Genomic DNA, 25,187 nt, shown 5'->3' with positions numbered 1-25,187 from the left:
ATGAGCGCATGGCTACCTCTTCGAAAAAGCACTACGTGGATCACGGATGGCCCGAGCTGGCCGACGGTGAGCATGCTGTCACCGAGCTGTCGTCCACGCGATCCGGTCCGCTCTCGCCCTACGGTGAGGACACCGTGTTCCCGTTGCCGGTCGCGGACCTGCCTTACACGCACCCGAAGACGGTGATCAACCGCTAGTCGAAGACCAGCGAGTCAGCAGTACCCGCGACGCCCGGTCCCTCGGTGAAGGGACCGGGCGTCGCGCGTACGTGTGATGAGCTCGTTCGGTCGGCAACATGCACGAGGGCCTCGCACCGGATTCGGTGCGAGGCCCTCGTGTGATGTCGGGTCTTACTGCGTGTCGGGTCTTACTGCGGCAGCACGGCGCGCACGGCGTCGAGGATGCTCGGGTCGAGTTCGACGCCTGCGTCCTGGAGCGCAGTGACACCCTGCTCGAAGCCGGCCAGGATGCTCTGGGCCTCGGCGGGGAGCTCGGGAACCTCGGGGAGCTGAGGAACCGGGTTGCTGGTGAGCGGGGCCGGCGTCTCGGCAGGAGCGCTGGGAGTCGCGTCGACGGAGCGCTGGGTGGGTGCACTCGACAGTCCGAGGCTCGACGAGCACGAAGGCCAGGCACCCCAGCCCTGGCCGGCGAGGACGCGCTCGGCGACGGCGATCTGCTGCTCGCGGCTGGCCTGGTTGGCGGTGGCAGCGTATTCCTGACCGCCGTAGGCGTTCCAGGTGCTCGGCGAGAACTGCAGTCCGCCCTGGTAGCCGTTGCCGGTGTTGATCGCCCAGTTACCGCCGGACTCGCACTGTGCAAGGCGGTCCCAGTCGGAGTCGGGGGCGGCAGCGGCAGTGCCGCTGAACGCGACACCCGTGACGCCGAGGACTGCGCCGGTCAGCGCGAACTTCGCGACTGTGCGACCGGTATTGGTGGGCTTGCGATGGCGTCCGCTCATGTCGGTTCCGTGTTCCTCTCCGTACGCACCTACGAGGTCAGCTGTCGGGTTCGGGCTGAAGAGGTCGCCCGGTCGCGTTACTCCGTGGGAGTGCTACGACTTCACCCCTAGGGCCGTCGCGGTTGCGTCGGCCCGGGCCTCCTGGACACCGTCCGGTTGTGGACCGAGCGGTTCCTGGGAGACCGGTGGGTCCCCCGTTTCCTGTCCCCTGGATCGTTCGTCGGGACTTCCGGAACCGCGGGACAGGAATTTGGCGCGGCGGTTCAGGACCGGTCGAGCCAGGCGGTTCGACCGGAGATGACGGTAACGGGTCAGGGGGCGAAGTGTCACCAATTGATAACGCACCGATGCCCCGGGCCGCGCGTGACATTCGGCCCGACCTCGGTGGGGAATTCGCAGGTAGTCGGGTTCGGCGGGTCGAAAACCGGTTTCGAGACTCCGCCGTTACCCGACCGTTATGTGATCAAGATCACATGTAACTCGGGCGGGCATCCACGGAGACGATGTCCTTTCCGAGGGGCATGAGCGAGATGGGGATCATCTTCAGGTTCGCGATCGCGAGTGGGATACCGATGATCGTCAGGGCCATCGCGACCGCAGTGGTGATGTGACCGATGGCCAGCCAGATACCGGCGATCAGAATCCAGATCACATTACCGATCAACGACGCGGTACCGGCCGTCGGCTTGTCGACCGTCGTCTTCCCGAACGGCCACAACGCGTAGACACCGATCCGGAACGACGCGATCCCGAAGGGGATGGTGATGATGAGGATGCAGCAGATCACGCCGGCCAGGAAGTAGCCGAGCGCGAGCCACAAACCACCGAAGACCAGCCAGATGATGTTGAGCAGAATCCTCATGTCCTGTCTCCGTTCCGTGCGCGCCGGCCCGAGCGCAATGCGAATGCGATGGCGAGTGCGAAGCCCAGTGGCCACGCGAGCGTCAGCAGATACAGCACGAGTCCGGGCTTGCCGTCGGTGACCACCGGCGTCAGGAAGATGGCGAGCACGGCCACCACGCCGACGACGAAGCACACGACGGCGGCCTTCAACAGGCCGTTACGCGGGGCTGCAGACGAATCCGAAGATGAAGTACCCACGTGACCACGGTAGTCGTCCGGGAGTCGGACCGTGACGTCCGGGACGGGAGACGATGGGAGGGATCGCCCGCCCCCTGCGGGTACACTGTGATGTGTTCACGCGTCCCGCTCGGCCGAGTCGGGGCGCGTTGTTTTGCATAGTAAACGGGTTGCCCCGCGGGGCACGGTTGTCGAGGAGCAGGTGAGCGCGGTGCCGACCGGCAAGGTGAAGTGGTACGACGTCGAAAAGGGCTTCGGCTTCCTGTCCCAGGACGAAGGGGAGGACGTCTACGTCCGAGCCTCGGCGCTTCCCGAGGGAGTCGAAGCGCTCAAGCCGGGCCAGCGCGTCGAGTTCGGCATGGCGGTGGGGCGCAGGGGCCCTCAGGCACTGAAGGTCGAGCTCCTGGAGCAGCCCACGCTGCGGCAGGGTGGACGGCGTGAGGCTCCTGCCCAGCAGAAGCGTCGCGCTCCGGACGAGCTGCACGGCATGGTCGAGGACATGATCAAGCTGCTCGAAGCAGCGGTGCAGCCGGATCTGCGGCGCGGTCGTTATCCCGACCGCAAGACGGGTCAGCGCATCTCGGAGGTCATGCGGGCGATCGCGCGCGAGCTCGACCACTAGGAACGGACCCCACGAACTACTACAGGCCGCCCTCGCTCGTAGCGAGGGCGGCCTGTCTCGTGATCGGGGAGTGCCGGGTCAGAAGGTCCGGACGGCCCACACCGCGTGCGCGATCGGTTCACCGGCCTCGTCCACCACCGCGGACGGCAGCTGGATCTCCACCCCGAGCAGCTGCAGATCCGGAGCGCTCGGGACGGTGAGCGCTCGTCGCGCACCCGCCTCGAACATCTGCCCGTCCACATACGTCTGCCCGGTTCGCGTGTCGCCGTAGACGGTGATGATGCGCCACGGGGCGCCGGAGATCTCCTGCGGAAGCGACAACTGCAGCGGATAACCCGCCGGTACGTCGAGTTCGCCGATCTGGTTCTCCATGCAGTCTTCGAGGTAGAGATTGCAGTACTGTGCAGGGCCGATGGTCGCGGCCTCGCCGCGCGCGTAGGCGGTGATGGTCGGCAGCGTGGGCTCGGCCGAATCGACCAGCCTCCACACGGTGGCGGCGATTCCCCCCACCACTACCACCACGGCCGCCAGCAGTAGTGCGAGAGTCTTCTTCGTCCGTGCCTGCAACTCAACCATTCCAATCTTCGGTCGGGGATCCGCCGGAACGCTTCCGCTCGGCAGCCGTATCTGTGGAGACCCGTTCGGGTCTCCGGCCGCCGAAGCCCGGCAGCAATGTCCCCCCACGGTATGTCAGCACCGTCTGTGCGAACCCGAGGATCAACACGACGGAGACCACCGCGAACCCGAGCCACAGTTCGGTGGGCAGCAGGACACCCATCGCTCCGCCGAACACCCAGCTGAGCTGCAGGACGGTTTCGGAGCGCCCGAAGCCGGAAGCGATCGATTCCTCGGGAAGATCCTGTTGCAGCGACGCGTCGAGCGAGACCTTGGCCAACGCACTGGCACACGCTGCGACGAGCGCCGCCAGTGCGGCCGCCAGGACGTTTCCGGTCGCGGCGACCACAGCGGCCACGATCACGACCGCGGCAGTGCACCGCACGACGATCAGGGCAGGTCGTCCGAGTGCGAGCCGCGCCCCCGTCGCGTTGCCCGCGAAGTTGCCGATCGCGGCGGCGGCACCGACTCCACCGAGCATCGCGGCCTGCATGAGCGGATCCTGGCCCGTGGTGTTCTTCGCGACGAACGCCATGAACAGAGTCAGGAAGCCGGTGAGGATCCGGATCGTGCCGTTACCCCACAAGCCCGTCACGACCGCGCGCCCCAACGGTTGCTTCCGCTTCCCGGACTTGGTGATGATGACTTCGGTCACGGTGTCGGAACCCAGCACTTCCGTCCGTGCATCGGAGCGGTGGTAGGACAGCGTCGCCGGTACCTCGCCCTCGGTGACCTCGACCCAGGCCGGGATACGCATGCTCAGGTAGGCACCGAAGGCGGTGATTCCTGCGCACAGCCACAGGGCGCCCACCGAACCGAACGCCCACGCTGCCGCCGCCGCGACCGCCCCGGCCCCGAGGGTGCCGCCGACCAGGCCGAAGACCGTCAGGCGGGAGTTCACCCGCACGAGGTCGATCTCCGGTGGCAGCACGCGTGGGGTGACCGCGGATTTGAGAACCGCGAACGACTTGCTCAGCACCATCACTCCGAGGGCCGCCGGATACAGCAGCCAGCTGTCGAAGTTGAACACGAGCACCACCGCGAGCACCGTGCGCAGCGCAAACGATGTCGCCAGTGCGACACGACGACCGTGCTGCAAACGATCGAGCAGCGGGCCGATGAGCGGAGCGATGATCGCGAACGGCGCGATCGTGATGAGTAGATACAGCGCGACCTTCGTCCTGTCCTCCCCGGTTGCCGCGGAGAAGAACAGGGTGTTCGCCAGGGCGACGGCGATGGCTGCGTCCGACGCGAAGTTCGTCATCGTCGCGTAGGTGAGCGCAGTCAGGCCCGATTTGTCGGCGCCGTCGGCCGTGGCCGCTCGGCGGAACGTCGCGATGCCCTTCGAGGTGAGTTCGCGGCTGCGCAGGGCCGCGACACGCGTCACGGTCAGCTTGCGCGGCATGCGGGGAGCGCGCGGGGTGTCGGAGTCCGGCGAGCTGTCCGCGCGGCGGGCACCGGACGCACTCGCCGGTCGGCGCGGCTCGTCGACCGGATGCAGTGGTGGCAGCGGCGTACGACGTCCGGAGACACGGCGGGGAGGTGGATAGTTGCTGAACCCCGGATGCTGCGACCCCGGGGCACGGCGGTCCACCCCTTCAGGGGTGCGGCGCTCGTCCGGTTCCGTCACGTCTTCGATTCTTCCCCACGCGATAGCGGTTCGAGCACCAGGGCGGCTCGAGACCCGGGCGATCCGGGTCGCGATCGGAATGCCACCGGGATCACGGCACGAAACGCACTTCGAACAGCGTCGGCCAGTACTTGCCCGTCACGAGGAACCGGTCGGTTCCCGGAATGTGCGCGATGCCGTTGAGAACGTCCACATCGGCTCCCTCTGGCAACAGGTCACGGAGAGGGGCCGCGTCGATCCGCGCCTCGACCCGGCCGGTGGACGGATCGATTCGCACGATCTCGTCCGTCTGCCACACATTCGCGTACACACTGCCGTCCGCGGTGCATTCGAGTTCGTTCAGCTTCGCCACGGCACGGCCCTCCCGGTGCACGGTGATGCGGCCGAGTTCGTCGAAGGTGGCGGCGTCGCGGAAGATCAGATCGGCAGTGCCGTCGCTCATCACCAGACGTTCGGGTTGCGCGCACAATCCCCAGCCTTCGCCGTCGTAGTCGACACGGCGGCGCTCCGACAGAGTGTGGCGGTCGCGGACCACGGCAGTGCCGTCCTTCCAGGTCAACTGCCACACCTCGTCGCCGACCACGGTGATGCCCTCCCCGAAGAGGTCGTCGCCGAGCGGGACGCGGGTACGTTCGGCCGCGGCGAGCGCGATGCCCCCGTCCGAAATGTCGACCGGGCGGGCCGCGACCCACGACCGGCCCGTGCGGCCGGTGCCCTCGAGCAGTTCGCCCTCGTCGATCTCGAGGCCTTGGGTGAACGCTTCGGGATCGTGAGGATGCGTGGCGACGACCTCCACACGGAGCTCGGCGGCCGGAGGGCCGGGCTCGGCGACGAGTTCGCTGCCGCATCCGGCGATCGTGGCGCACACCGTCGCAGTGACGGCGACTGCAGTTGCGAAACGATGGCGGGACACGTGCCCATCCTGCATCCCGCGCGCGGGCGGTGCGCGCGCGACCTTCTGTGACCCGCGGGCACTCGGGCCGACAGGTCAGGCAGAATGGGGGCCGTGAGTGTTGCGTCTGCTTCCCGAGGAACGAACCCCGTGGTCGATCCGGCGGTGCGATCCGTGCTCGCCGACGCCGCTGACCTCGCCCGAGCAGCGCTCGACGAACTCGGAGACGGTGGAGTCGGCGCCTACCTCGGTGTGACGAGTGAGGACGAGTGCTCGGCGACCCACCGTTTCGCGGCCGAGCTCCCTGGCTACCGAGGGTGGCAGTGGGCCGTCGTAGTGGCCGCTGCACCGGAATCCGATCGGGTGACCGTGAGCGAACTCGTGCTCCTCCCCGGCCCGGACGCGCTCGTCGCACCCGACTGGGTGCCGTGGAGCGAGCGGATCCGTCCGGGCGATCTCGGGCCCGGCGACCTGCTGGCGCCCGCTGTCGACGACATTCGGCTGGTACCCGGGTACATGGAGACCGGCGACCCCGAGGTCGACGAGACCGCACTCGAGATCGGCCTGGGCCGTAAGCAGGTCATGAGCCTCGAGGGTCGTCTCGACGCCGCCCAGCGGTGGTTCGACAGCGAATACGGCCCGGACTCGGAGATGGCGAAGGCCGCGCCCTCGTCCTGTCACCTGTGCGGCTTCTATCTCCCCCTCGCCGGATCCTTGCGAGCGGCCTTCGGAGTCTGCGGAAACGAGTTCGCGGCCGACGGGCACGTCGTGCACGCCGAATACGGGTGTGGTGCGCATTCCGACACCAGCCTGCCCACCGGCGCCGGGTCACCGCTGTACGAGGCATTCGACGATGCGGCAGTGGAGGTCGTCGAGCTCGGTCCGGCCACCTCGACGCCCGCCGATTCCACGGACGAGGCCGGTGTCGAGCCCTCCTCGCCCGAGCCGGAACAGACCGACTGACGTGCCCCCGCCGGACCTCGCGGATCCGTTCGGAACCGCGGAGTTGCGCGAGGGGATCGTCGCCGCATGGTCGTCGTCGCCCACTCGGCTCCGCGAGGACGCCACCACCGAGGCGGATCACGTCCGTGCCGGTTACCGCGACCGTGTCCTGACCGAACTCGCCCAGAACGCCGCCGACGCCGCCGCGCGGGCCGGCATACCGGGTGAGCTGCGGGTGTGGTGCGCGGACGGTCGACTCCACTTCGCGAACAACGGTGAACCGCTCGATGTGAGCGGGGTCCACGCGCTGACCGCACTGCGTTCGTCGAACAAGACCGGTTCCGATTCCGTAGTGGGACGGTTCGGTGTCGGGTTCACCGCGGTCCTGTCGGTCTCGGACGACATCGAGGTGCGTTCGCGCACCGGTTCCGTCCACTTCTCCGCCGAGCGGACCCGCTCGGTGCTCGCCGAGCGGAACCTGCCCGCGCCCGCAGCCGGGATTCCGGTGCTGCGCCTGGTGTGGCCGACGACGGCAGTCCCGGCGCCCGGTAGCGACACCGAGATCGTGCTGAGCCTGCATGCAGGGGTGGATCCGGCCGTGTTGCTCGATGCTTTCCGCGCCGAGGCACACGACATCCTGCTCGAGCTTCCGGGCCTGCACACCCTCGTCATCGGTGACGACGAGTTCGCCCGTCGCCGGCGTGAACTCGACACCGGCTTGTCCGAGGTGCGGATCGGGGAGCGCACCTGGTGGGAATTCACCGGACCGTCGGCGCGGTGGCTCGTACCCGTCGTGGGCGGCCGGGTCGAGACGGTGCGCAACGACGTTCTGCGTGCACCCACGCGATCCGACGAGGAACTGTCCCTGCCCGCTCTCGTCGTGGCCGACCTCCCCATGCAACCCGACCGGCGGCGGGTGTTGCCCGGCGCCCGTGTCGAGGACGTCGCCCGTGGTTACGCGCTGTTCGTCGCGGCCCTGCCCCCCGAACAGCGAGTCGACCTCGTGCCCGTCCCGGGCTTCGCGCGCAGTGAGGTCGACGGTCGTATCCGTGAGGCGATCCTCGACGAACTGAGGGGCGCGCGGTGGCTGCCGGCAGCAGACGGGGATACCGATCTGGCACCCGACCGGGCAGTCGCGCTCCCCGGCCTGACCGATGAACTTGCGGACGTCCTCGGTGAGGTCGTTCCAGGGCTCGTGATTCCCGAACTGTGCGGCCCGCGGTATGCGTCCGCGCTCTCGGCCGTCGGCGTCCATCGCCTCGGTCTCGCGCGACTCGCCGAGATGCTCTCCGGGCACGAACGCGACCCGAAATGGTGGCACAGGCTCTACGAGGCGCTGTCCCCGCTCGTCGTCGATGCGGTGGCGGCCGAGGAACTCGCCTCCCTGCCGGTGCCGTTGTCGGACGGTCGCACGGTGACGGGTCCGCGCACCACCGTGCTCGCGACGCGGCTGCAGGATCTCGGCCCGGTGTCGATGCCGTGGATGCGCCTCGTCCATCCCGACGCCGCACATCCTCTGCTTGCGCGGCTGGGAGCCGGCACCGTCACCGTCGAGGATCTGCTCGCGGATCCGGCACTCGTCGCCGCTGTCGAGGACGCCGAGCCCGATGCAGATTCCGACCCCGATCTTCCGGCAGGGACGCTGGCCGATGTCGTTCTGCGGCTGGTGCCGTCGGTGCCTGCGACAGCAGTTCCACGCGAACTCGGGGCACTGCTGCTGCCCGACACCCACGGCGACCTCGTGCCCGCGGACGAACTCCTGCTTCCCGGGGCTCCGCTCGCCGAAGTGCTGGTCGAGGACGCGCCCTTCGGTACCGTCGCGCAATCCGTCGTGGACCGCTACGGTCCGGACGCGTTGCGGGCGATCGGCGTGGGCTGGGGTTTCACGATCCTCCGCGCGGAACTGCCCACCGGTCCCGACCACGACCTGCCAGGCGAACACGCCTGGTGGGAACGGCTCGACGACGATCCCACCTCGCTCGTCGCAGTACGCGACCTCGATCTCGTCGACGATCGTCGCTGGTCACGGGCACTGACCTTGCTGGCGGCCGAACCCGCGACCGTCGAGGCCATGGCAGACCCCGCCGGATACACGGCGTGGTATCTGCGCACCCGTGCCTCGCTCGACGGCCGGCCGCTGGGGCACTACCGATTCGCCGACGACACGCTGTTCGACGGTCTCCTCGATCCCTGTACCCATCCCGACGCCGCCGTCTTCCGCAGTGCCCTTGCCGGCACCGTGGTCGACGACCTCGACCTGGCGCAGACGCTGCTCGATCGTCTCGCGGATCCGAGCCGGTCGCCGCGACCGGCTGCGATCGTCGCCGCTCACGACGCGCTCGCCGCGGCCTTCTCTTCGGGCGGTCTCGATCCCGAGTCGGTCACCCTGCCCGACGGCGTGCGCAGCCTCGCCGGCACCGTCGTCGATGCCGCGGACGCGCTCGTGCCCGACCTTCCCTGGTTCACGGGGATCATCCCGCACGACCGACTCGTCACCGGGGGGCCGGGCACCGCCCACGCTCTCGCGGATGTGCTCGACATTGCAGTCGCCTCGGCGGTGGTCGAGGCAGAACCCACCCGGCAGGGACGGAGCTCGACCTGGGAGCGCGAACCCGCCGCGGTCCTGGCCGGGATCGTCGCCGGAGTTCCGATCCCGCGCGGCACGCTCGTACTGCACGACCGTCTCGCCGTGCGCTGCTCCGGAGCACTGACCGGTGAGGTCGAGGTCGAATGGTGGGTCGATGCGGCCGGTGCTGTCCACAGCACGCCGAACGGATTGTCCGCCGCACTCACCGCTCTTTCCGCGGTGAGCACGGGAAGTGAGCCGTGACGCTCGACGTCGCGGTGCTCGACTGGGTGGTCTCGATCCGGGAGCCCTGGCTGACCGACGCGGTGGCCGTGTTCACCCGGACGGGTGGCGGTGTCGCGACGAGCCTGATCGCGGCGGTGGTGGCTCTGTTGCTGGTCCGGGCCGGTCGGCTGCGCGACGCCGTCTTCGTGGCCGGAGCGGTCTTCACCGGCTGGCCGGTGATGACCCTGCTCAAGCACCTGTTCGGCCGCGTCCGGCCACCCGAACCCGAACGATTGCTGGCTCTGCAGACCGAATCGTTCCCCTCCGGTCACGCGATGACCAGTGCAATCCTGGCCACGGTGCTCGTCGCGGTCGTCGTGCGCACGTGGCCGCGGGGTGATCGCCGGCGGACGGTTGCGACAGCCGCACTGGCCACGTACACCCTGGCGATCGGTCTTTCGCGCGTCTACCTCGCCGCGCACTGGCTCACCGACGTCGCCGCGGGCTGGATCTTCGGGATCGCATGGGCGCTGGGGTGGGTGTGGTTCGTCACTCGGGTGCGGATACGCCGATGAGGGCCCCGTAGATGTGCCGCGCGGCTTCCGGACGGATCAGTCCAAGCCGCGCTGTGCGCCGCGGCTGCCCCGCCGCGCGGCGCGACGCTGTATGAGGAAGAGGGCAGTTCCCAACAGCCCCACCAGGATTCCGGCAACACACACCGGTAGCGAATCCTCGCGTAGATCGCCACCCACTGCCAGCACGACGACGGTCGCCGCGACCCACAGACCTGTTCCCACTGCAAGGGCGGGACGGGGGTCGGCGAGACGTCGGATACGGGCTGCGACGAACTGGGCGGGTTCCACGGATTGCAGATTAGTTCCTTTCCGCTGCAATAATCGTTTCCCGTTGCGACGCCCCGTACTCGACGAGCGGAATTGTGGACATGGCCTTAGAGACCGATTCCAAGCGAACGTCCTTCCTGGACACCTATTTCAAGATCACCGAGCGCGGTTCGACCGTGTCCCGGGAGGTGCGTGGCGGCATCGTCACGTTCTTCGCGATGTCGTACATCGTGGTCCTCAACCCGTTGATCCTGGGTAGCTTCTCTGCCGACGACGCGAGTGCGAAGGTCGACGTGATGGGCAACATCCTGCCCATCAACCAGGTCGCTGCCGTCACCGCCCTGGTGGCCGGGTTCATGAGCATCGTCTTCGGTGTCGTCGCCAACTATCCGTTCGCCATCGCCGCCGGCCTCGGCATCAACAGCCTGCTCGCCGTGACCATCGCGCCGCAGGTCACCTGGCCCGAGGCGATGGGCCTGGTGGTCATCGACGGCATCATCATCGTCGTGCTGGCCCTGACCGGTTTCCGCACCGCTGTCTTCAACGCGATTCCGGCGGAACTCAAGGCTGCCATCGCCGCGGGCATCGGTGCGTTCATCGCCTTGATCGGTCTCGTCGACGCAGGTTTCGTCCGGCGTGTTCCCGATGCGGCCGGAACCACGGTGCCGGTCGGCCTGGGAATCGACGGATCGATCGCCTCGTGGCCGACCCTGGTCTTCGTGATCGGCGTCCTGCTGATGGGCGTACTGGTCGCCCGGAAGGTGCGGGGCGGCCTGCTGATCGGCATCGTCGTCACGACGATCCTGTCCGTGATCATCGAGGCGATCGCCGACGTCGGCCCGTCGATGGGCACCAACCCCAAGGGCTGGAACCTGAGCACGCCTGAAGCGCCCGACTCCCTGTTCGGCATCCCGGACCTGAGTCTCGTCGGCAACGTGGACCTCTTCGGCGCCTTCACACGCATCGGCGTGATCGCCGCGACGCTGCTCGTGTTCACCCTCGTCCTCGCGAACTTCTTCGATGCGATGGGCACGATGACCGGCCTGGGCAAGGAAGCCGAACTGACCGACAAGAACGGCAATCTGCCGGGTATCGGTAAGGCTCTCGTCGTCGAGGGCGCCGGCGCAGTCGCCGGTGGCGCCGCATCGGCCTCCTCGAACACGGTCTTCGTCGAGTCGGCTTCGGGAATCGCGGAAGGTGCCCGCACCGGCCTGGCGAACGTGGTCACCGGTGTGCTGTTCCTGCTCGCGATGTTCCTGACCCCGCTGTACGAGGTGGTCCCGGTCGAGGCCGCCGCTCCGGCGCTCGTCGTGGTCGGCGCCCTGATGATCGGGCAGGTCCGCGACATCGACTTCTCGAAGTTCGCAGTGGCGCTGCCGGCCTTCCTGACCATCATGGTCATGCCGTTCACCTACTCGATCGCCAACGGTATCGGCGTCGGCTTCATCACCTGGGTGATCCTGCACGCGGCGAGCGGCAAGATCCGCACGATCCATCCGCTCCTGTGGATCGTCGCCGTGTTGTTCACCCTGTACTTCGCGGTCGATCCCATCACGGAACTGCTCACCTAGACGGACGGCGCCTGATTTGGCCGGTGTGACGTATTCTGCACGCCATGATCTCGGATACACGCGCACTCGCAGGTGACCTCTCACTGGCCGTAGTGCGTCTGACGCGTCATTTGCGGGGGAGACGCACCGATTCCCGAGTTTCCCTTACCCAGATTTCGGCGATGGCCACCCTTGCTCAGGAGGGTGCGATGACCCCGGGGGCGCTGGCTGCGCGCGAGCGCGTGCAGCCACCTTCCATGACCAGGGTCATCGCATCTCTCCACGAGCTCGGGCTGGTCGAGCGGACGCCCCACCCGACTGACGGTAGACAGATCATCGTCACCCTGTCGGATGCCGGGCACGAGCTCCTCGCCGACGAAGCCCAGGCCCGGGAGGTGTGGCTGACCGAGCGGCTCGACAAGCTCGACGCGCAGTCGCTCGAAACGCTGCGCGATGCGGTAGGCATTCTCACGGCGATCGTCGCTGAAGACGACTGACCGACCCGGTGCAACCGGGCCTGTGAGGGCTGGGAGAATGGGCCGGTGGTGCACGTCATCGACATCGAGGACCCCTCCGACCCCCGGCTCGACGATTTCCGCGATCTCAACTCTGCGGATCGTCGACCGGACCTTCCTGGTGGCAAGGGACTGGTGATCGCCGAGGGTGTGCTGGTGGTCCAGCGCATGCTCGATTCACGCTTCGCGCCGACGAGCCTGCTCGGGGTGGACCGGCGGCTGGACGAACTCGCCGACGATCTACGCGACGTCGATGTGCCGTTCTACCGAACCGACGCCGGAACCATGGCGGAGGTCGTCGGATTCCATCTCAACCGGGGTGTGCTCGCCGTTTCACGCCGGCCCGCGCCTCTGGCCCTCGACGAGGTCCTCGACAAGGCGACCACCGTCGCGGTCCTCGAGGGGGTCAACGACCACGAGAACATCGGTTCGATGTTCCGCAACGCGGCCGGTCTCGGGGTGGACGCCGTGCTCTTCGGCAAGGGCTGTGCCGATCCGCTGTACCGGCGGGCCGTACGCGTGTCGATGGGGCACGTACTGCGCGTTCCCTTCGCGCAGGTCGATCGGTGGCCGGGCGACCTCGACCTGCTGCGTGAGCGGGGCTTCCAGCTGATCTCGTTGACGCCGAATCCGCAGGCGATCCCGCTTGCGGAGGCGATGACGGGGGAGAAGGTCGCGTTGCTGCTCGGCGCCGAGGGCCCGGGCCTGACCGAGCATGCGATGCGGGCGACCGATGTGCGCGCCCGGATTCCGATGGCTCCCGGCACCGATTCGCTGAACGTGGCCACCGCCGCTGCGATGGCCTTCTACGAGCGGGTCCGGCTGCCGCGATGACCCACGCTCGCGACCCGGTGCCGACCCCATGGGCGACGGGACTCCCACTGTCGGCCTTCTCGTTCGTCGCCACCGTCGTCGCCATCGTCGCCTGTGGTCAGTTGCTCGGCCGGATACATCCCGTGCTCGCGGTCGTAGTCAATCTGGTGACGGTTGCGGGAATCACCCCGACCGTGTGGTCCCGGCTGCGGGTACCGGTACTGCGCTGGTTCTCCGCGGGCGTCGTCGCCGGTGTGCCGGCAGGTTGGCTCGTGCTGCTCGTCGCCTGACCCGATCCCCGGACGATCCGATTCTCGGATACAACCGACGCAACGCGCTCCGGAGGACGCCGTCCGAGCGCACACTTGTGATGCCAGTCCACCGGGAAAAGGGAGCATCATGTCTCAGAACGTGCGTGCCGATCGGGAGGACATGTCGCTCGAGCAGGGATTTGCCGCAGGTACGTCGGTCGGCGCGGCCATCATCATGATCCTGATCGGCGTTCTGCAGTTTCTGCAGGGCATCGCGGCCGTGGCCGAAGACGAAGTGTTCGTCCGCGGTCAGGAGTACCTGTTCCAGTTCGACCTCACCACCTGGGGATGGATCCACATCGTCGTCGGAGCCGTGGTGGCGATCGTCGGAATCGCGTTGATCACCGGGGCCACCTGGGCGCGCGTGGCCGCGATCATCATCGCTGCCTTGTCGATCCTGGTGAACTTCGTGTGGCTCCCGTACTACCCGGGCTGGGCGATCGCGATCATAGCCCTCGACGTGGTCGTGATCTGGGCGATCTCGACCTGGAACCCCCGTGCGGTCTACTCCTGATCTCACCGCCGCAGATCGGACAAAGGGATCAGCGAAACGACCGACCTCCGGCACTGAGGCGTCGTATTGTGAATCCGTCCCCGCAGAGCGAGGGGCGGAGGTCTTTCATGACGTGGCGGTAGGTCGATGCCATAGGTAGCGCTGCAGCAGGACATGAAGCGCTGCAGCAGGACATGCTTCGAGAGCGTTCATTTCCGGCCGGATTCGACGAATCGTTCTCCGGCCGCCGACCGAGCCGAGGAGGTTCGGCAATGGAGTCCTTCTGGGATTACGTGTGGTACACAGTCGTCGTGTTCGCCTTCGTGGCGTATCTGATCGTTCTGTTCCAAATCCTCGTCGATCTCTTCCGCGACCACACCGTGTCGGGCTGGGTCAAAGCGGTATGGGTCGTCGCGTTGGTGATCTTCCCGTATCTCACGTCGATCATCTACTTGATCGTTCGTGGCCGGGGAATGGCACTGCGGGCACAGCAAGCCCAAGCAGAAGCGAAGAAGGCCACCGACGAGTACATCCGGACGGTGGCGTCCGGAAAATCGCCGGCCGAGCAGATTGCCGACGCCAAGGCCCTGCTCGACTCCGGTGCGATCACGGCCGAGGAATTCGACCATCTGAAAGCCCAGGCGCTCGGTCGCACCAACACCGGCCGGGACGGCGTGCCCATCGGCTGAGTGCGTCGATGGGTCATCCGTAGACGAAAGGATCGTCATGGCGCACGAAGTTCGCCCTGACAGAAGCGGACCCAGCGTGAAACAAGGGATCGCGGCCGGCACCTCGATCGGGGCGGCGATCATCATGGCAACGGTCGGGGTCGTCGAGTTCTTCCAAGGCATTGCGGCCGTGTCCGAGGACGAATTGTTCGTACAGGGCCAGGATTACACGTTCAAGTTCGATTTCACCGCGTGGGGATGGATCCACATCGTCCTGGGCGTGGTGATGGTGGTGGTGGGTCTCGCGCTGGTGAGCGGCGCTACCTGGGCGCGGGTGACCGCGATCGTCATTGCCGCGCTGTCGATCCTCGCGAACTTCCTCTGGCTGCCGTACTACCCGTGGTGGTCGGTGCTGATCATCGCGCTCGATGTGGTTGTGATCTGGGCGGTCTCGACCTGGAATCCTCGGGCCGATTACTGACGCACCCATCCGTATCCGAAGGAGGAAGCTCTTCCCACGCACCGGCCGTGGGTGCGTCGACAGTTGCAGAACAAGAGGCGCCATGGTGCCGAACGGCAGGAGTGCTGCTCCCGGCGAATCCCGCCACGCCGGAGCGAAGACATCGGGCTCCGGCGGTAACGATTCCGGCTTGCGGTTCGGGCTCGACTCCGATCGTCCTCGAACACCGAGGCGGAGGTCGTTGCACCTCGCACTCCCCGGGTGTTGGGGTGCAGTGCTTTTCGCGTGTTTGTCGTTTACACCTTCTCTGCTTCCACGTGGTGGTCTTCTGCAGGGAATGATCTGCGGAATCACTGCTGCCATCGGATACGGACTCGGGGTGCTCCTCGCATTCGTGTGGCGCGCGTTCGCCGATCGGCCTCCTCGATCTGCGAGGCTTGTCTCGTGGCGGATCTTCGGGATCTGTGCAGTGATTCTCTTCGGGGTGTTCTTCGGGCTCGGTCAGTACTGGCAGCACGAGATCCGTGCGCTGATGGGAGTTTCCGAATACAACCTTCTGCTCGTGGTCCTCTCGCCGGTCGTCGCGGTGGTGGTCGCCGGCCTGTTGCTGGCAATCGGGCGCGGCATCCGCGGTATGTACCGCCGGGCAGCACGGACGCTCGACCGGTGGATGGGTCAGCGAGCAGCGAACGTGGTCGGCTGGGTCCTGGTCGCCGGGCTCGTCTACGTGGTCGTCTCGGGCGTGTTGCTCGGTGGTCTCGTCGATATCGCCAACACGGCCTTCTCGGCACGCGACACGAGAACTCCGGAAGGTGTGCAGCAGCCGGCGAGCGGCCTGCGCTCGGGCGGTCCGGATTCGGTGGTGCCCTGGGATTCCCTGGGATGGCAGGGGCGCACCTTCATCGGCGAAGGGCCGTCCACAGAGCAGATCGGCGGGTTCACCGGCGACCCCGCCCTCGAACCGATCCGGATCTATGCCGGGCTGGCGTCATCCGAGGACTCCGAGTCACGGGCGGCACTGGCAGTCGAAGACCTCATGCGGGCAGGGGGATTCGAGCGTGGCAATCTGGTCGTGGTGACGACGACCGGCAGTGGTTGGGTGGACCCGGCGCTGGTCGACACGTTCGAATACCTCACCGGGGGCGATGCTGCGACCGTCGCGATCCAGTACTCCTACCTCCCGTCGTGGATCTCGTATCTCGTCGACCAGTCGAAAGCACGGGAAGCAGGACGCGACCTGTTCGATGCCGTCTACGACACCTGGTCGACGCTTCCGCAGGACGATCGTCCTCGGTTGTTCGTAGCGGGGGAGAGTCTGGGTTCGTTCGGCGGGGAGACGGCCTTCAGCGGTGAATACGATCTGCGCAATCGCACAGCGGGAACGGTGTTCGCGGGACCTCCCAATTTCAACACTCTCTTCCGCGAGTTCAGCGACCGGCGGGACGAGGGCAGCCCTGAAATCGAACCCGTGTACCGGGAGGGCCGTACGGTGCGATTCACGAACGACCCGGAGTCGGGTATTCCGCCTGCGGACAGGTCGTGGGAGGGGAGTCGGGTGCTGTATCTGATGCACCCCTCGGACCCGATCGTCTGGTGGAGCCCTCGTTTGATCTCGAGAGAGCCGGACTGGATCGGCGAAGCTCCCGGCCACGACGTGCTCGAGGACATGGTGTGGATACCGTTCGTCACCTTCTGGCAGATAACCGCCGATCTACCCTTCTCCACCGGGGTTCCCGCCGGACACGGCCACAAGTACACCACCGAGTACGTCGACGCCTGGGCCGCCGTTCTCCGGCCCCCTGGGATCACCGCCGCCGATCTAGCCAATCTGAAATCTATTGTGGCGCAGGAGGAGTGATCTTTCCGGATCGGCAGCGGGCCGTCAATGAGCCACCAGACGTCGCCACCAGGCGATTCTCGGGGTGGGAACGGAGAGCCGGGGGGACGGGCTGTTCAGCGTGAAACTCCACGTCTCGATCTCGCGCGGATCGGGTTCGTCGTCGCGGCGACCGACATAGCGGAATCCCAGCCACGCGCCGTGAGCCTCCTCGACGAGCTTGCGCGGATGGAAGGGCAGCGACTGCGGAGGCGGCGGGAAGTTCGCCGGCCAGCGGAGCGGATGCTCACCGGCCCAGAAGGGACGCTCCCACACGAACGGCAACCCGTCGTCCTCGAAGAACTCCACTGTGCTCGCCCCGAAGGCCCGCCGGAGGCTGCCGCGCTGCCAGACTGCGAACGATCCCCACGCTCCGGCCCGATCCGAGACCAGCAGACAGGTCCGTTCGGAGGCCGGGGTGCGCAACCACATCGGGGAAAGCTCCGATGGGCGCCTCAATGTGAATCGGTGACTCGATACGACCGTCACCCCGGGATAGCTGCCGACGCAGATCCGTTCGACTTCATCGTCCTGTCCGAGACTGCCGGCCTCGGTCAGCGGAATCCGCTTACCAAAATCGACACGGCGGTCCGGGAACAGGCGCGACAGGAGTGCTCGGGCCGCATCGCGGTCCGGGGCGTGTTCGCGCAGGACCGTCGCTGGATCCGGTGCGTCGACGTACCACAGCGTCGACACCGTCGCCGCCATCGCCGGCGTCTCGCTCAGATACGCCCGTTACTACGCACCCCGAGCAACACGTCGTCCCAGGAGGGCAGTGCCGGCTTGCCGCGCTTGTCCTTCGCCGGAGCCTGGGGCGCTCGCGAGGCCTCTGCATCGTCTCGCACCGTGACTGCGACGGCGGTCTCCTCGACGACGGTGACGGGCTCCGGTGCCGGCTGGTCGAGCACGGGAGTGTCCAGCGTGATCGGGGCACGGCGGTCGGTGCTCTCGATCTCGGTGTAATCGTCGATGTCGCGAGCCGAGTAGACGGGAGTCAGGTAGCGGAGCGGGCGACCGCAGTCCGGATCCACCAGATCCGCTGCGATGTCGTCCAGCGCGGTGATCGTGCCGCCATGCGCGTCCGGCTGATACCGCCAGTGGGCGCGGTTCGTGGAGCGACCGGCATCCCAACGCAGCTGTGCAACCCAGAACCCCTCGTCGTCGCGCCAGGCATCCCACTCGGCCTCGTCGAGGCTGTGTCCACGGGCGCGGAATGCCTGGGTGACGATCTCGAGCAGGGTTTCGACGGTGGGGCCGTCGGGACGGACGGGATGCCCCATCTTGGCCATGTCCGCGGCCCGGGACCGCTCGAGCAGGACGGGATAGGCGAACCGTTCGACCTTGGCGACCGGAATGCCGGCCTCCTCGGCGACCTGTTCGACCGACGCCCCTCCGCGGATACGGGCCTGGATCTCACGAGGCCGGAGCTGGCTGGTCGTCTCGATCTGGATCTGGCCCAGACGAGCGAGATCGCCGCGAGCGGCAGCGCGCAGGGTGTCGTCCACGGGAATGCGGAACTTGTCCCCCGTTGTGGGATCGGCGAGCACCACATGCTTTGCATCGGGCTCGAGACCGACCACTCGAAGCTCTCGCACCTTGACCTCCTCGCGCCGATCGCGACTGACCCGCTCGACTGTAACCGACGTCGTTATATTTCGTGGCCGGACGCGCCGCGCCACGCCGTGGGGCATCGCAAGAAAACCGCCGCGGCGCGTTATCGTCCAGGGTTGCCGAAATGTCTCGATGTGAAGTCGAGACTCGACACAGAGGCGGGCCGGGTCCGATGTCGGACCCGGCCCGCCTCGTGTGGGTGCTCAGAGCTGGGAGACGACCCAGTCGATGCTCTTCGTCAGCTGGGTGACGTCCTCGGGGTCGATGGCCGGGAACATGCCGATGCGCAGCTGGTTACGGCCGAGCTTGCGGTACGGCTCGGTGTCGACGATCCCGTTGGCGCGCAAGATCTTTGCAACCTGCGCGGCGTCGATCGATTCGGCGAGGTCGATGGTGCCCACTACCTGCGAACGCAGTGCCGGATCGGCGACGAAGGGGGTCGCGTACTCGGAGGCCTCGGCCCACTCGTACAGGCGCGAGGACGAATCCTTCGTGCGGGCGACGGCCCAGTCGAGTCCACCGTTGCCGTTGATCCACTCGATCTGGTTTGCGAACAGCAGCAGCGTGGCCAGAGCCGGGGTGTTGTACGTCTGATCCTTGCTGCTGTTGTCGACTGCGATCGGCAACGAAAGGAACTCGGGAGTGTAACGGCCCGAGTCCTTGATCTCGGCGACGCGCTCGAGTGCGGCCGGGCTCATCAGAGCGATCCACAGGCCACCGTCGGCGGCGAAGCACTTCTGCGGGGCGAAGTAGTACACATCGACGTCGGAGATGTTCACCGGCAGGCCGCCGGCTCCCGAGGTGGCGTCGATCGCGATCAGAGCGTTCTCCGAACCGGCGGGTCGCTGTACGGGCACCGCGACACCGGTCGAGGTCTCGTTGTGCGCCCAGCCGATGAGGTCGGCCGACGCGTCGGCGACGATCTCGGGGGCCGAGCCGGGCTCCGAACCCACGACGATCGGATCGCCGATGAAGGGATTCTTCTTCGCGACCGTCGCGAACTTCGACGAGAATTCGCCGTAGGTGAAGTGCTGCGAACGTTCCCGGATCAAACCGAAGGCCGCGGCATCCCAGAACGCGGTGGTACCACCGTTGCCCAGCACCACCTCGTAGCCCTCGGGAAGCGAGAACAGGTCGCCCAGACCGGAGCGGACGCGGGCGACGACATCCTTGACCGGCTTCTGCCGGTGGCTGGTGCCGAACACCGAAGCGCCGACATCGACCAGCGACTGCAGCTGCTCGGGACGAACCTTGGACGGCCCACAGCCGAAGCGGCCGTCGGCGGGCTTCAGGTCGGCGGGAATGATCGGTGAAGCGTCTGCCATCGGAATGCGTGTCCTAAGCGTCGAGGGACATGGTGCACAGGTAGTCTAGACGGCCGCCCTGTGCCTTCCGACGGGCGCGTCGCAGGCATGTGACGCAAATCCTCCCGGTGTGCCCACTGTGGCGCGGATGCAGGCCGTGAGCTCGAGCGGCAACACGGCCCCGGCCGCCGATCGACGATCAGTGATGGTCGATCGAGTCCCAGCCCGCGACCTCCGACGCCGACCGCGGATCCGGACCGGTGTAGACGGCCGCGGGACGCACCAGTTTCCCCAGTCGCTTCTGCTCGAGAATGTGCGCGCACCAGCCGGCGGTGCGTCCGCAGGTGAACATCGCCGGCATCATCGCCGCAGGCACCTCGGCGAAGTCGAGGATCACCGCCGCCCAGAACTCGACATTCGTCTCGATCGCACGGTCGGGACGACGCTCGCGCAGTTCGGCCAGTGCGGCCTGCTCGAGCGCGGCAGCAGCCTCGAAGCGCGGAGCATCGAGTCGCTTGGCGGTGTTGCGCAGCACCCGGGCACGCGGATCCTCGGCGCGGTAGACGCGGTGACCGAAGCCCATGAGCTTGTCCTTGCGGTCGAGGATGCCCTTGACCAGACCACGTGGATCGCCGGTGCGCTCGGTCTCCTCGATCATCGGCAGTACCCGCGCGGGAGCACCGCCGTGCAGCGGCCCGGACATTGCGCCCACTGCGCCGGACAGCGACGCTGCCGCGTCGGCTCCGGTCGAGGCGATGACCCGGGCGGTGAACGTCGAGGCGTTCATGCCGTGCTCGGCCGCCGACACCCAGTAGGCGTCGATCGCCTCGACGTGCTTGGGATCGGGGTCGCCTTTCCAGCGCACCATGAAGCGTTCGGTGACGGTGCTCGCCTCGTCGATGCGTTGCTGCGGTACGGCAGGCTGGTAGATGCCGCGGGCGGACTGGGCGACATAGGACAGAGCCATCACCGCGGCGCGCGCGAGATTGTCGCGGGCGGTTGCGTCGTCGATGTCGAGCAGCGGACGGAAACCCCAGATGGGCGCGAGCATCGCGAGACCGGCCTGAACGTCGACCCGGACATCCCCGGTGTGGATGGGCAGCGGGAACGGCTCGGCCGGATGCAGACCCCGGCCGAACTCGCCGTCGACGAGCAGCGCCCACACGTCACCGAAGGTCACACCCTTCTCGACGAGTTCTTCGATGTCGACCCCCCGGTAGCGCAGGGCGCCACCGTCCTTGTCGGGTTCGGCGATGTCGCTCGTGAAGGCGACCACGCCTTCGAGTCCTGGAACGAAATCCTCGGGAACTGACGCGCCTGCTGCCATGACGGTGGGCTCTCTTCGCTCGCGTGCGGCCCGGTCCGGGCCGCGCTGCCGGGGGAATGAGGACACCGTCGGGTGTGACCGGCGCCCCACTCGGGTCGTCGGTGAAACTGTAGCCCCTCCGGGTCCGAACGCGGCGGGTCGGATGCCGGAGTAGCGTCGTCGTTCGTGCCGTCCGATATCCCGCTGCCGCGTCCCGAGGATGACGACCTCGCGCGTATGCGTGTCGACTACACCCCGGCCGGACCGGCCGGTGAATCCCCGGCCGACCGCGACCTCACGCCGGACGATGTCGCCGCGGGATGGCTTCCGCTGCTGCACACATGGTTTGCGAGTGCTGTCGCTGCGGGTGTACCCGAGCCCAACGCGATGGTGCTCGCGACCGTCGACACCCACGGCCACCCCGCGACCCGCACGGTGCTGTGCAAGAAACTCGACGCCGACGGCCTGGCCTTCTTCACCAATTTCGAGTCGGACAAAGGCCGGCATCTCGCCGCCCTGCCGTATGCGTCGGCGACCTTGCTCTGGCTGCCGATGTACCGGCAGGTGACCGTCCGTGGACCGGTCGTCCGGGTGCCGGACGAGGAGACGCTCGCGTACTGGCGCACGCGTCCCCGTGGATCGCGTCTCGGCGCGTGGGCATCGCAGCAGTCGCGCCCGGTGAAAGACCGGTTCGATCTCGAGCATGCCCTCGTCGAGGTCGCCGAGCAGTACGCCCTCGACGACGACATCCCGGTGCCGCCGTTCTGGGGTGGATTCCGGATCGTGCCCGAGACGGTCGAGTTCTGGCAGGGACGCCCGAACCGGCTCCACAACCGGGTTCGGACCCGCTCGGTCGACGGTCGCTGGATCACCGAGCGTCTGCAACCGTGAAGCGGTTGCTCGCGGACACCACCCCCCTTCGCAACAAGGACTACGCCCGGCTGTGGTGGGCCGGGGTCGTAACCGTCATCGGCGCCCAGATGGCAGTGGTCGCCGTGCCTCAGCAGATCTACGAGATCACTCGCAATTCCGCCTATGTGGGCCTGACCGGAGTGTTCGGTCTCGTCCCGCTGGTGGTGTTCGGACTGTGGGGCGGAGCGCTCGCCGACGCGATGGATCGCCGCAAACTGCTCCTGATCACGTCCGCCGGTCTCGGCGTCACATCCCTTCTGTTGTGGGTGCAGGCGGCGAGCGGACTGAACAACGTGTGGGTGCTGCTGTGTCTGTTCTCGGTGCAGCAGGCGTTCTTCGCGGTCAACCAGCCCACGCGGGCAGCGGTGATCCCGCGATTGCTGCCGGTCGGGCAGATCGCGGCAGCGACCTCGCTGAACATGACGGTCGTGCAGTTCGGTGCCATCGCGGGGCCGCTGTTCGCAGGTGCTCTCATTCCCGTCGTGGGGCTGCCCACCCTCTACCTCCTCGACGCGATCCTCCTGCTTGCCACGCTGTGGGCGGTGGTCAGGCTGCCGGCGATCCCACCCCTCGGCGAGGTGACCCGCGCCGGCCTGCGCGCACTCGTCGACGGGTTCCGGTATCTGTCCGGGCAGAAGATCCTGCTGGCGTCCTTCGTCGTCGACATCGTCGCGATGGTGTTCGGAATGCCGCGTGCACTCTTCCCCCAGATCGCTCACGAATCGTTCGGAGATCCAGCCCAGGGCGGCTTCGCCCTGGGCTTGCTGTTCGCCGCGATGTCGGCCGGAGCGGTCCTTGGTGGAATCTTCTCCGGGTGGCTGCCGCGGGTGCAGCGACAAGGGCTCGCCGTGATCGTGTGCATCCTCCTGTGGGGCGTCGCGATGGTGGGATTCGGCGCTGCGGTGTGGTGGGCCGAACCCGGCAGCGGCGGTCTACTGCTGTGGATCGCGCTGTTCTTCCTCGCCTTCGGTGGTGCGGTCGACATGGTTTCCGCCGCTTTCCGGTCGACGATGCTGCAGACCGTCGCGACCGACGAGATGCGTGGCCGCCTCCAGGGCGTGTTCATCGTGGTCGTCGCAGGCGGACCGCGCATCGGCGACGTGCTCCACGGCGCGGCCGCGGCGGCTGCTGGCACCGCCGTCGCGGCGGCGGGGGGCGGCGCGCTCGTGATCGTGGGCACGCTCGTGTGCGTCGTCGCCTTCCCGGCCTTCGTTCGATATCGCGTCTCCCGCACCCTCGCTTGACGTCGGCGTTCTGCGGGGTCCCGCAAGGTCAGTAGCGCAGGAGCGCTGCGATGCCGTCGGCCGGACTCAGCCGCTCGTCGATCCGCACCAGGCGATCGGCGCCTGTCGCCACGGCTGCGGCCGGAAGAGCGTCGTCCGCCCGGCACGCTCGTTCGTTCTCCGTCCCCATTGCCGACAGCGTCTCCGTGTCACGGGCTACGAGGGACGGATCGTCGCCCGCCAGCACGGTCGCGTCTCCGATATCGCCGATGATCAGTGTCTCGACCCGACGCTCGCGCAGAGCCGCGGTGACTTCGTCGAGTCCTTCGACCGCCAACCCCGTACCTGCCCCGGCGCGGAACCGTTCGGTGGTCTCGTTCATCTCCGCGAGTCGCCGGAGAGCCAGCGCCTCCTCGACAGCGGCCCGGGTCTGCGCGGAATCCGATCCCTGCGCCCGAGAACCTGTCTCCACCTGCACAGCGACCTGCGCGGTCCGGGAAACCAGCGCGTCGGCCAGATCGTTGCGCGAGCGGACCTCACCGATGAGGAAGACCGGGTCGGTTCTGTACCGGTCGGCGAGTTCGGTCGCGCGCTCGGCGACTTTCACGATGTTCCGGCGGCGCTGTTCCTCCACGTGAGGTTCGGGATCGCCGTAGCCGGGTGCCTGCGCGCCGGCAGCCTTGTGAACCGGGTGGTTCTCGCCGTCGACGGATTCCTCGTGTACGACACCGCCGTTGCGGTCGTAGACCGTCACGTCGGCGCCGACGTGGTCGACGGCGACCACCAGATGCGGGCGTCCTCGGCTGCCGTGTTCCACGAGCGGCACCAGATGAGGACTGTCGGACCAGCGGACCTCGGTCTGCAGCGGCGCACGGAGCAACCGCTCGTCGACCCACACTCGTTCCGCGTTCGCCACCACGGCGCGCCCGCCTGTACCGACCGGCGTCGGACCCTCGGTCACCGCACGCTCCACGTTGGCACGTACCTCTTCGGATACCCCCAGTTCCTCCAGTTTGCCGGAGATCGCGCGCCAGGTGAGTTCGGCAACTTTCGCGGCATCCTCGGTGGTGTGCGAGTCCTCGAAATACACGGAGGCGAACGGACCGGGGGCGGAAGCGAGTTCCTGGAATCGATCGGTCTTCAATGCTGCTCCTTCGTCCTCGATTCACGGTCGCTATTTCGAGTGCCCGACCCTCCGTGCGCGCAAACAGTCTCGGCGCAGAATTCGAGTTCTCACGAATCACATTGCCGTGCAGTGAGTTTCTCGAAGACCGGCGTGGCGCCGGTGCTCACTGTTGCGGCGGTATGCGGACTGCCGAAACGACGCGGCGGGCCCCGGCTCCGTGTTCGTTCACTTCGACGGGGCGTAGTGGACGACCCGCCGGATGTCCTGGTGGACTCGGCGGTGAGGCCCGGGTAGAGGGGCGGGCGAGGACGATCGGGAACGCTTCGTTTCGCGGAGGCGACGGCCGCTGTCGCCTATCGGTGCCGCGCCGTGGGGTGGGCGGGACCGACGACCCGAGGCGGTTTCGAGCATATGTCCGGGTGCAGTGTCCGAGGTGGATCGGGCACAGGTAGTATTGCCGCAGGTTATCGGCGTGTGCCGGCCTTGCGGCGCTGTCGCAGAGGGCGCGGTCGAGCGTTCGGAACCCACATGGACGACATACCGCTCGGGGACTTTCGACGGACCCTGCCGCAGCGCTCCGGCCGCGCTACGGCTAGGTTCTACGTGAATGTTCGGAAGTTTCTCGTAGGTCTGAGCTTGAGAGGGAT

Annotated in this window: 27 protein-coding genes and 1 riboswitch; of the genes, 15 read left to right on the top strand and 12 right to left on the bottom strand. The window is 67.4% G+C overall.

From position 1 onward, the window contains the following. Positions 1–8 precede the first annotated feature (8 nt). Positions 9–197, top strand: coding sequence for a hypothetical protein (locus ABZ789_RS02615; RefSeq protein ID WP_358418512.1), 189 nt, complete (start codon positions 9–11; stop codon positions 195–197). A gap of 170 nt (positions 198–367) precedes the next feature. Here ABZ789_RS02615 and ABZ789_RS02610 read toward each other — a convergent pair whose 3' ends face one another. The 3 genes from ABZ789_RS02610 to ABZ789_RS02600 form a co-directional block, all read right to left on the bottom strand. Next, positions 368–958 (bottom strand): resuscitation-promoting factor Rpf1 domain-containing protein, encoded by a 591-nt coding sequence (locus ABZ789_RS02610; RefSeq protein ID WP_358418509.1) that lies wholly within the window; start codon positions 956–958, stop codon positions 368–370. Between the two features lie 10 nt (positions 959–968). Next, positions 969–1,194: riboswitch (cyclic di-AMP (ydaO/yuaA leader) on the bottom strand. Between the two features lie 233 nt (positions 1,195–1,427). Continuing rightward, positions 1,428–1,820, bottom strand: coding sequence for a YccF domain-containing protein (locus ABZ789_RS02605; protein WP_358418506.1), 393 nt, complete (start codon positions 1,818–1,820; stop codon positions 1,428–1,430). Next, a complete protein-coding gene (locus ABZ789_RS02600; protein WP_358418503.1) occupies positions 1,817–2,059 on the bottom strand; it encodes a hypothetical protein in 243 nt (80 codons plus the stop codon). The genes ABZ789_RS02605 and ABZ789_RS02600 overlap by 4 nt, the downstream gene beginning before the upstream one ends. Positions 2,060–2,249: 190 nt before the next feature. On the opposite strand from ABZ789_RS02600, the gene ABZ789_RS02595 reads away from it, so the two are divergent. Beyond that, a complete protein-coding gene (locus tag ABZ789_RS02595; protein WP_358419207.1) occupies positions 2,250–2,660 on the top strand; it encodes a cold-shock protein in 411 nt (136 codons plus the stop codon). 78 nt (positions 2,661–2,738) lie between these two features. Here ABZ789_RS02595 and ABZ789_RS02590 read toward each other — a convergent pair whose 3' ends face one another. The 3 genes from ABZ789_RS02590 to ABZ789_RS02580 form a co-directional block, all read right to left on the bottom strand. After that, positions 2,739–3,236 (bottom strand): DUF2771 domain-containing protein, encoded by a 498-nt coding sequence (locus ABZ789_RS02590; protein ID WP_358418500.1) that lies wholly within the window; start codon positions 3,234–3,236, stop codon positions 2,739–2,741. After that, on the bottom strand, positions 3,229–4,905 hold the full coding sequence (locus tag ABZ789_RS02585; RefSeq protein ID WP_358418497.1) for an MFS transporter: 1,677 nt from the start codon (positions 4,903–4,905) through the stop codon (positions 3,229–3,231). Before ABZ789_RS02585 ends, ABZ789_RS02590 begins: the two co-directional genes overlap by 8 nt. A gap of 91 nt (positions 4,906–4,996) precedes the next feature. Beyond that, on the bottom strand, positions 4,997–5,818 hold the full coding sequence (locus tag ABZ789_RS02580; protein ID WP_358418494.1) for a glutaminyl-peptide cyclotransferase: 822 nt from the start codon (positions 5,816–5,818) through the stop codon (positions 4,997–4,999). 129 nt (positions 5,819–5,947) lie between these two features. Between ABZ789_RS02580 and ABZ789_RS02575 the strand changes: the two genes are divergently transcribed. Genes ABZ789_RS02575 through ABZ789_RS02565 form a run of 3 tightly spaced genes read left to right on the top strand, consistent with a single transcriptional unit; the run spans position 5,948 to position 10,105 of the window. Further along, entirely contained in the window at positions 5,948–6,760 is an 813-nt protein-coding gene (locus ABZ789_RS02575) for a DUF3027 domain-containing protein (RefSeq protein WP_358419205.1), read from the top strand. A gap of 1 nt (position 6,761) precedes the next feature. Continuing rightward, positions 6,762–9,569, top strand: a complete 2,808-nt coding sequence (locus ABZ789_RS02570; RefSeq protein WP_358418491.1) for an ATP-binding protein — start codon at positions 6,762–6,764, stop codon at positions 9,567–9,569. Continuing rightward, on the top strand, positions 9,566–10,105 hold the full coding sequence (locus ABZ789_RS02565) for a phosphatase PAP2 family protein (RefSeq protein ID WP_358418488.1): 540 nt from the start codon (positions 9,566–9,568) through the stop codon (positions 10,103–10,105). The genes ABZ789_RS02570 and ABZ789_RS02565 overlap by 4 nt, the downstream gene beginning before the upstream one ends. Positions 10,106–10,141: 36 nt before the next feature. Here ABZ789_RS02565 and ABZ789_RS02560 read toward each other — a convergent pair whose 3' ends face one another. Beyond that, complete coding sequence (locus tag ABZ789_RS02560; RefSeq protein ID WP_358418485.1) at positions 10,142–10,393, bottom strand: DUF2530 domain-containing protein; 252 nt, start codon at positions 10,391–10,393, stop codon at positions 10,142–10,144. Positions 10,394–10,473: 80 nt separating this feature from the next. On the opposite strand from ABZ789_RS02560, the gene ABZ789_RS02555 reads away from it, so the two are divergent. From ABZ789_RS02555 to ABZ789_RS02520, 8 genes are all read left to right on the top strand, one after another. Next, positions 10,474–11,943: an NCS2 family permease gene (locus ABZ789_RS02555; RefSeq protein ID WP_358418482.1), complete on the top strand. Its 1,470-nt coding sequence runs from the start codon at positions 10,474–10,476 to the stop codon at positions 11,941–11,943. Positions 11,944–11,987: 44 nt separating this feature from the next. Continuing rightward, positions 11,988–12,419, top strand: coding sequence for a MarR family transcriptional regulator (locus ABZ789_RS02550; protein ID WP_358418479.1), 432 nt, complete (start codon positions 11,988–11,990; stop codon positions 12,417–12,419). Positions 12,420–12,464: 45 nt separating this feature from the next. After that, the gene (locus ABZ789_RS02545) at positions 12,465–13,271 is read left to right on the top strand and encodes an RNA methyltransferase (RefSeq protein ID WP_358418476.1); all 807 of its coding nucleotides are present in this window, start codon (positions 12,465–12,467) and stop codon (positions 13,269–13,271) included. Beyond that, complete coding sequence (locus tag ABZ789_RS02540; protein ID WP_358418473.1) at positions 13,268–13,540, top strand: DUF2537 domain-containing protein; 273 nt, start codon at positions 13,268–13,270, stop codon at positions 13,538–13,540. The genes ABZ789_RS02545 and ABZ789_RS02540 overlap by 4 nt, the downstream gene beginning before the upstream one ends. 109 nt (positions 13,541–13,649) lie before the next feature. Beyond that, a complete protein-coding gene (locus ABZ789_RS02535; protein ID WP_358418470.1) occupies positions 13,650–14,075 on the top strand; it encodes a hypothetical protein in 426 nt (141 codons plus the stop codon). 251 nt (positions 14,076–14,326) lie between these two features. Continuing rightward, complete coding sequence (locus ABZ789_RS02530) at positions 14,327–14,743, top strand: SHOCT domain-containing protein (protein ID WP_358418467.1); 417 nt, start codon at positions 14,327–14,329, stop codon at positions 14,741–14,743. A 37-nt stretch (positions 14,744–14,780) separates the two neighbouring features. Next, positions 14,781–15,203 (top strand): hypothetical protein, encoded by a 423-nt coding sequence (locus tag ABZ789_RS02525; RefSeq protein ID WP_358418464.1) that lies wholly within the window; start codon positions 14,781–14,783, stop codon positions 15,201–15,203. A gap of 82 nt (positions 15,204–15,285) precedes the next feature. Then, entirely contained in the window at positions 15,286–17,040 is a 1,755-nt protein-coding gene (locus tag ABZ789_RS02520; protein ID WP_358418461.1) for an alpha/beta hydrolase, read from the top strand. Positions 17,041–17,064: 24 nt separating this feature from the next. On the opposite strand, the gene ABZ789_RS02515 is transcribed toward ABZ789_RS02520, so the two are convergent. From ABZ789_RS02515 to ABZ789_RS02500, 4 genes are all read right to left on the bottom strand, one after another. Beyond that, on the bottom strand, positions 17,065–17,766 hold the full coding sequence (locus tag ABZ789_RS02515; protein ID WP_358418458.1) for a hypothetical protein: 702 nt from the start codon (positions 17,764–17,766) through the stop codon (positions 17,065–17,067). A 14-nt stretch (positions 17,767–17,780) separates the two neighbouring features. Further along, positions 17,781–18,653 carry a septation protein SepH gene (gene sepH / locus ABZ789_RS02510; protein WP_358418456.1) on the bottom strand — a complete coding sequence of 291 codons (873 nt, stop codon included), beginning with the start codon at positions 18,651–18,653 and terminating at the stop codon, positions 17,781–17,783. A 219-nt stretch (positions 18,654–18,872) separates the two neighbouring features. Further along, positions 18,873–19,994, bottom strand: a complete 1,122-nt coding sequence (gene serC, locus ABZ789_RS02505) for a phosphoserine transaminase (protein ID WP_358418453.1) — start codon at positions 19,992–19,994, stop codon at positions 18,873–18,875. A 178-nt stretch (positions 19,995–20,172) separates the two neighbouring features. Further along, positions 20,173–21,300: a citrate synthase 2 gene (locus tag ABZ789_RS02500; RefSeq protein ID WP_358418451.1), complete on the bottom strand. Its 1,128-nt coding sequence runs from the start codon at positions 21,298–21,300 to the stop codon at positions 20,173–20,175. A 216-nt stretch (positions 21,301–21,516) separates the two neighbouring features. On the opposite strand from ABZ789_RS02500, the gene pdxH reads away from it, so the two are divergent. Together pdxH and ABZ789_RS02490 are read left to right on the top strand one after the other, a co-directional pair. Next, positions 21,517–22,170, top strand: coding sequence for a pyridoxamine 5'-phosphate oxidase (gene pdxH / locus ABZ789_RS02495; protein ID WP_358419202.1), 654 nt, complete (start codon positions 21,517–21,519; stop codon positions 22,168–22,170). Continuing rightward, positions 22,167–23,435: an MFS transporter gene (locus ABZ789_RS02490; RefSeq protein WP_358418449.1), complete on the top strand. Its 1,269-nt coding sequence runs from the start codon at positions 22,167–22,169 to the stop codon at positions 23,433–23,435. Before pdxH ends, ABZ789_RS02490 begins: the two co-directional genes overlap by 4 nt. Before the next feature lie 28 nt (positions 23,436–23,463). Here the strand turns inward: ABZ789_RS02490 and ABZ789_RS02485 are convergent, their stop codons facing one another. Next, the gene (locus ABZ789_RS02485) at positions 23,464–24,558 is read right to left on the bottom strand and encodes a hypothetical protein (RefSeq protein ID WP_358418446.1); all 1,095 of its coding nucleotides are present in this window, start codon (positions 24,556–24,558) and stop codon (positions 23,464–23,466) included. Positions 24,559–25,187: the final 629 nt, after the last annotated feature.

It is taken from the genome of Rhodococcus sp. NPDC047139, assembly GCF_040643435.1.
Taxonomy (GTDB): Bacteria; Actinomycetota; Actinomycetes; order Mycobacteriales; family Mycobacteriaceae; genus Rhodococcus.
Note: the sequence above shows the minus strand (reverse complement) of the source record. Positions and strands in the feature narration are given on the sequence as shown.